The following is a 1,394-nucleotide window of genomic DNA, read 5'->3' on the forward strand; positions in this document are numbered from 1 at the left end:
CATGCTCATGTAGCGATCGATTTCGGCGGTAGTCTGAATGCCGGTGCCCATGTGGTGGTGCAGACACACCTGCATGCCTTTGCCGGCGGCGATCTTCGCCAGCTCGTTGTAACCGTCGGCCACGCGCTGCCACTCTTCATCGCTGAAATACGGCTTCTCTTCGAACACGCCTTTGGTGGTGCCCTGAATGCTCTTGCTCTGATCGGAGCAGCCAATCACCCTGGCGCCCATGGCATGCAGGAAATTCATGTGGTTGATAAATTCATCGATGGTTTTGTCTTTTTGGCCGTCGGCGAAAAAGGTGCTGAACCAGGCGTTGCAGATCTGGATGCCGCGAATATCCAGCATCGGTTTCAGCACCGCCGGATCGCGCGGGTATTTGCTGCCCACTTCGCTGCCGGTGAAACCGGCCAGCGCCATTTCGCTGACGCACTGCTGGAAGGTGTTTTCCTTGCCCAGATCGGGCATGTCGTCGTTGGTCCAGCCGATTGGCGCGATGGCCAATTTCACGTTGTCTTTATTCATGGTCTGCCTCGGTCCTTGGAGGGCCGCCGGTGCAAATGACGCCGGCGAGCCAAATAAGATTATTTGCCCAACAGCTCTCTTTCGATGCGCTCTCTGGTCGCCACCGCCTGGCTCGGCATCTTTTCCGGATAGCCGAACAGCGAGGTGCAGATGATCGATTCGCCGCCGGCCTTGAAGCTGCGGTTGGCAAATTCCATGTCGCGCAGCGTCTGGAACAGGGCGTCGAAATTCACCTCACCTTCGCCGATGCCGACGTGCTGATGCACCGCGGCGTCAACGCCCGGCGGATTGACGATATAACGGCAATGCTTGGTGTGATTCATGGTGTCGGCAATCAGCACGTGGGAAAGATCGTCCCCGGCGTACTGCAACATGCCGGCCACATCGCCCTGCCCCTTGTCGTAGTAGAAGGTGTGCGGCACGCTGTAGAGGTATTTGACGTGGTCGCTGCGCAGCGATTTCACCAGATCGGCGGTTTCGTTACTCAGCTCGCAGAAGTCCCACGGGTGCGACTGGATCTCCATACGGATACCCTCGCGCTCAACGATCGGCAGCAGCTCCTCCATCGAGCGATACCACAGCTCCTCGCAGATCTCCGGCTCGTTGGGGTTGCCGGCCAGTTCGGTGTTGATCACCTGCACGCCCATTTCCACCGCGATCTCGATCATCCGTCGCCAGTTTTTGACTGCCGCCTGGCGGCGATCTTCGCCCGGCCCGGACCAGCGATACACCACGATAAATGAGGAGATCTCCACGCCGGTCGCTTTCAGGGCGTTTTTATACTCCGCCATGATTTCGCGGCTGGCCTTCGGATGCTTGTAAAACGGGTTGATCTGCGGGTGCGGCGACTGCTCGATGTATTTATAGCC

2 protein-coding genes are annotated in these 1,394 nt (G+C 58.3%); both read right to left on the bottom strand.

The genetic code is table 11. The annotated features are described in order from the left end of the window. On the bottom strand, positions 1 to 525 hold a 525-nt coding region (locus tag ACZ60B_RS42940), incomplete at its 3' end, for a TIM barrel protein (RefSeq protein ID WP_469397542.1). A 59-nt stretch (positions 526 to 584) separates the two neighbouring features. After that, a partial coding sequence (locus tag ACZ60B_RS42945; RefSeq protein WP_469397545.1) for a sugar phosphate isomerase/epimerase family protein occupies positions 585 to 1,394 on the bottom strand: 810 nt, incomplete at its 5' end.

The sequence above is a fragment of the Streptomyces sp. NPDC104096 genome (genome assembly GCF_055584385.1).